5 protein-coding genes are annotated in these 4,874 nt (G+C 59.7%); all 5 read right to left on the bottom strand.

What is annotated here, in order from left to right; genetic code table 11:
* Positions 1-518, bottom strand: a 518-nt coding sequence (locus tag VNZ93_RS12030) for an amidohydrolase family protein (RefSeq protein WP_325704898.1), incomplete at its 3' end; no start/stop codon positions are given.
* A 193-nt stretch (positions 519-711) separates the two neighbouring features.
* The gene (locus tag VNZ93_RS12035; RefSeq protein WP_325704901.1) at positions 712-1,680 is read right to left on the bottom strand and encodes an NAD-dependent epimerase/dehydratase family protein; all 969 of its coding nucleotides are present in this window, start codon (positions 1,678-1,680) and stop codon (positions 712-714) included.
* Between the two features lie 149 nt (positions 1,681-1,829).
* Complete coding sequence (locus VNZ93_RS12040; protein WP_325704903.1) at positions 1,830-2,294, bottom strand: DUF6647 family protein; 465 nt, start codon at positions 2,292-2,294, stop codon at positions 1,830-1,832.
* Between the two features lie 455 nt (positions 2,295-2,749).
* Entirely contained in the window at positions 2,750-3,682 is a 933-nt protein-coding gene (locus VNZ93_RS12045; RefSeq protein WP_325704905.1) for an MFS transporter, read from the bottom strand.
* A gap of 237 nt (positions 3,683-3,919) precedes the next feature.
* Positions 3,920-4,874 (bottom strand): LuxR C-terminal-related transcriptional regulator (locus VNZ93_RS12050; protein WP_325704908.1); only part of this gene is annotated, 955 nt, incomplete at its 5' end.

Consider the following 4,874-nt stretch of genomic DNA (forward strand, 5'->3'; position numbering starts at 1 on the left):
CGGAGATAGTCGGGCGCGTTGCAGTCCATCATCACCTTGCCGGCAGCAAGCCGCATCCCGAGCCGCTCCGCCTCCTCGAACAGCGCGTCGACCGACTGCGGATGCACCGTGCAATAGACGCATCCCGTGGTGATCCCGTGCTTCAGGCTTTCGCGCAGAAAGACCTTTGCGACACTGCGAGCAAAATCCTTGTCGGAATATTGCCGTTCGACCGGAAACGTGTAGGTGTTCAGCCAGTCGAGCAATTGCTCGCCATGCGCGGCGATCATCGGTGTCTGCGGGTAATGGACGTGGCTGTCGATGAAGCCGGCCGATATCAACGAATCCTTGCCGTAATTCTTTACGACCGTCCCTCGCGGCAACAACGGCTCGACGTCTTTCGCGGGTCCGAAATGCGTGACCAGGCCGCCATCCATTGCAACGATGGCGTCCGGCTCATAGACCATGGTGCTCTTGAGCCCGCTCCGGAATGGGTCACCGGTATAGGTGAGCACAGGGCCACGAATCGCCGTTTGCATTCCAGTCTCCGCATGACAGCAACCGCATCTGAAAGGATTCCGTCGCGGAAATCACTTTCATTTTGATGCGCGATGTGGAGGCGCCCCGCGTGTCCGGCGTGATGACACGGGTTTACCGGGTCCGCGGTTCGTTGTCAGTCGGCCAGATGCTCTCACGGAGACCGAAACCGCGGCCCCAATCGCCACTTCCTGACTATCCACACATGCGCGCGAGACCGTCAGCGCGATTGATGACCGGCATGTAACCAAGATCGCGGCGCGCCCTGGAAATATCGATGGTAAAATCCTGTCCGATCAGTCGCAGGGTCTGACGTGTGATTGGCGGTTTGTTCCGCATACGGAATGTGCGCCAGACCGCTTCCATGGCGGCGGCGATGCGCCAGGCAACTCCGAACGGGACGCTACGCTTGACGGGCGGCACTCCGCGGGTTCCCAGAAGGTCGGCGAGCACGTCCTTCAGTGTGGAAACGTCTCCGTCCGTCACATGATAGGCTACCCCGCCCAAGCCCTTTTCAGCGGCCAGCACCAGGCATTCGACGACGTTGTCGACGTGGCTGGTGGACATGACCTGCCGTCCACCATTCGGCATCGCGAACTGACCTGCCTTTATCGCCACAACCAGATCATCGAGCAGCGGCATTCCCGCGCCCCAGATCAATGGCGGCCGGATAACGACCGTGCGGAATTCAGGCGTATTCGCTTCGCGCACCATGCGCTCGGCTTCGGCTTTCGTACTGATGTAAGGCGCCCACGAGGGCATCTGAAGCGGCAGATCCTCCGATATGTTCGTCATGGACATCGGGCGCCCCATGACGACTGCAGAGGCCCCGACAGCGACAAATGTCGACACACCCGCAGCTTTCGCCGCCGCGAGCGCCGTGCGAGTGCCAACGACGTTGGATTTGTGGAAGACCTCGTAATTGTCCCATTCACTCAGATGCCCGGCAACGTGGAATACGGTATCGCACCCTCGCATTCCTTCGATAATGGCTCGCTCGTCCAGTAGGTCACCGCGACAGACGACTGCACCCTCGTTCTTTACGGCGGAGGCTGCAGCGTCGCTCCGCGCCAGCGCTGAAACGCGAATATTTCGCGCGATCAGTCTCCGAAGCAATGGCCGGCCCACGAAGCCGGACCCACCCGTCACAAATGCGTTTCTCATATTGTCCCCGTATCGTTGCTAGCTGTCGGCAGATCGCGCAAGTCGATGTGAGCTGGTTGGCCTTGCGCTGATCGCTTACAAAAATCGGCGGCCACGCCGCGGAAACCGCTTCGCGCGCTCGTGGCTTCTGCTTTCGCGATGAACCGCCACTACCGCTGCGAAATGAGAGAAGATGATTCCGCCAAGTCGTCTTTGTCGACATCCCTACAGACCGAGAGCATCACCACGAAGAAGTGATTGATCTCCAGCAATTCATACGGATCGGCGACGCCCTGTTCACGCAGCCAGGCGAGCTGCAGGTCATACGCAAGCTTTTCGCGCTCCGCGGCACATTTGAAGTGGAGCTTATGAATGCTCTGGACGTGGTGAACGAGCTCATGCACCAGTTCGCTTCGATCACGCAGTTTGGTCGCGTCCCACTCCTGCCTGAGATACACGGTACGCGTCGGCAGGCTGTAGAGCGCCCGCAACAGAGAGCTCGGCGCGATTCCCGGGCCGAAGGCTCGCTCGGTCATCGTGGTCGGCGTCACGAATGCGATGTGTGGAGGTGGTCCGGCCTGGAGGCCGGTCTGGAGCGCGATCCATCCCGCGAGAGCAGCTATCAATGCATCCATCGCCGCGTGTCTCCCGTAGCGTGGAGCTGCACGCTAGCCGGTTGACGGCAGAGAGCGCGTCATCGGAACCAATGACGCCGCTATCTGAAATGTTGCCGCAGCGGCCGCAGGGCGAACATTTTCCCGAGTGGACCCGCCGATATTCGACTCCCGGCCCCGGCGCTACTTGCTTTCTGCGCCACGCAGCAGAAAGCACGCCAAAGCCCCGGCAATGGCTACCGGGACGACTGCGAACGGCACAAATGACCACCCGAAATGCGCCGCAAGTGCACCCACCATCATAGGCCCGGCGAATTGACCCAGATTGCTCGCTTGCTGAAGAAAGCCGATCGTCGTTGGGATGTTGTCAGCGGTCGGCGATATATGGGGTGCGCTCGCATATAGCGCTCCTGGAGCGAGGCCGCCGACGCCGAGCGAGATTGCGGCAAGAATGACTGCAGCCCACGTAGAAAGAGTTAGGCTGAAATGCAAATGCTGAGGACAGAGAATGTAATCAGCGCAATCGCGGTGCAAACCCATATTCTGAGTCCGGCGCGCAACAGATAGCCGGAGGCGATGTGTCCCGCTGTAGACACAGCCAAGACGCCCCCACTGAGCAACCCGGCGGTTCCGGTCGAGACCGCATATGTCGACGTCAGAAGATGCGGAAGTGCAAACGACATCGAAAAAATCTGACAAGAATACGCGAAAAAAGCGAACGCTGCTGCGAGGCACCGCTCTTTGCCGAGCACATCAATGACGCTCTTCACCGAGACGCTAGAACGCTTGTTTGTGTCCACGGTTTCGACTGGTACAACCGCGCCAATTCTCGCCCACCAGAAGACCACGAGGCCGACGGCAATGATGGCGTTGGCAAGCCACAGGTTTCGCCATCCCATGACGGGCAAGGCAGGAGCAATGAAAAGCATCAACATGATGCCGGCCGGCATGTACGCGCTCCAAATCGCCATCACGAAATTGCGGTTGGTTCCGCTCAACTGGCCTGCCAGTAGACTCGGCACGGACAAGACCACGCCAAAGAACCCGATACCCTCCAAGATGCGCGCGATAAGAAGCGTTTGGGCGTCTGCAGCATAGGAACCGAGCACGTTTCCCGCAGCGATCGCTGACAAGCCGCCGATCAGCGACCTGTGAAGACCAATGCGCGCAACCATCGCACCCGCACCAACGCCACCTAACGCCCCGAGCGTTGCAAATACGGCAACCAGCATCCCCGCGACATCGAGACCGAGATGCATATCCCCTCGAATATCCGGCATGCAAATGATCGCCTTGCCGACCTGGGCGGCGGCAAACACTCCGGTGAAGACTAGAAGAGCGATTGCTCCTTCGGAGCGCGCTGGTGCGCGTGCAAGTGTTGCTTCGGACGTATTGGCTGCTAATCGCATGACGGCCACCGGTCATCCCACGCGCAACCCTAGGTGGTCGACCGCTACAACGGCGTCATCTGAACCAATGATGTGGTTCGCTTAATTTATGCAAGGCACGGTCGCGCCAATGCGACTCATGTTGCCGTCAATTCAGCAGTGGAAATCATTCTGTGGATCGGCGCGACCCGATCGGATCGGCGCGCGGACTTGCGATCCCGCACCTATCAGTCACGCAGGTCAAGCCGGCGACAAACTCTATGCTGTCAACGAGCGGGAGAACTGCGAAGCCTTGTGCTGGATCGGCGGGGTTGCGTTTTGCAACAAACGCAGCAGATCTGTCTGCCGGGTCGTTTCAGTCTTGGAAAACATCCGCTGCAGATGAGTGCGAACCGTAGGCTCGCTGATGCCAAGCATGTCGGCTGCTTCCTTTGCACCCATCCCCTGACCAAGAGCAATCAACACGCGCAGTTCACCCCCCGTGAGACCGTAAAGCCTGGCAAAAGCCTCACCCGGCATCAGGGACGTCTCTTCAGGATCTTTCGTGAATACGGCGACCGATGCCGAATGGCCCGCGACAACATCACAGCGTCTGCCGCGATCCACCGGCAGGAGCGTTGCAACAACGCCGGCACCGCCGGCGTCCGGAATCGCCAGCGAGTACTCTCTCAGGTCTGTGTCGGTGTCGCTGTCGTCGCGCGACGCCTTTTCGATGGCCTTTGACAATGCCGCGCGCGCGCCGGGATCGGTCGGAGAAATGCGTTCGTTCACAATGCGAATAGACTTGCCGGTTTTGACCTGGCGCTCGGCCGCGGCGTTCATATAGACGACACGGCCATCGCGCGCCGTGAGGAAAACGCCTGCGGCGAGGCCATCCAGCGTCCTTTCAAGCATTTCCGATCGGAGCGCCCGGATGTCGAGCGCGTCGGAAATGGTGAGCGCACGACACACATGCGGGGCGACAAGAGTGAAGAGGCTCATCTCGCGCTGGCGCTCCATGGACAGAGCTTTGACATCGCCGATATCAGCGACGACGTCTGCTGTCGCCATCGGGCTCTGCGCGTAATGCGCCCCTAATCTCTTCAGAAATTCGGCTTGGTATCCGAACACGAAAAGCTGATCATTCTGGGTGTGCCGAAGATCGTGAACGCAAATCCCGCCGCCGGTGCTTTCGCATAGATCGGCTATCTTCCGGCAAGTGTCCGGCCACCGA

Origin of the sequence: Pseudorhodoplanes sp., from assembly GCF_035565795.1 — a bacterium.
Classification (GTDB): domain Bacteria; phylum Pseudomonadota; class Alphaproteobacteria; order Rhizobiales; family Xanthobacteraceae; genus Pseudorhodoplanes.

What these genes read in the sequence shown, in the direction of transcription:
- VNZ93_RS12045 (WP_325704905.1), bottom strand. Translation starts at nt 3,682, where the DNA reads ATGCGATTAGCAGCCAATACGTCCGAAGCAACACTTGCACGCGCACCA.
- VNZ93_RS12035 (WP_325704901.1), bottom strand. Translation starts at nt 1,680, where the DNA reads ATGAGAAACGCATTTGTGACGGGTGGGTCCGGCTTCGTGGGCCGGCCA.
- VNZ93_RS12040 (WP_325704903.1), bottom strand. Translation starts at nt 2,294, where the DNA reads ATGGATGCATTGATAGCTGCTCTCGCGGGATGGATCGCGCTCCAGACC.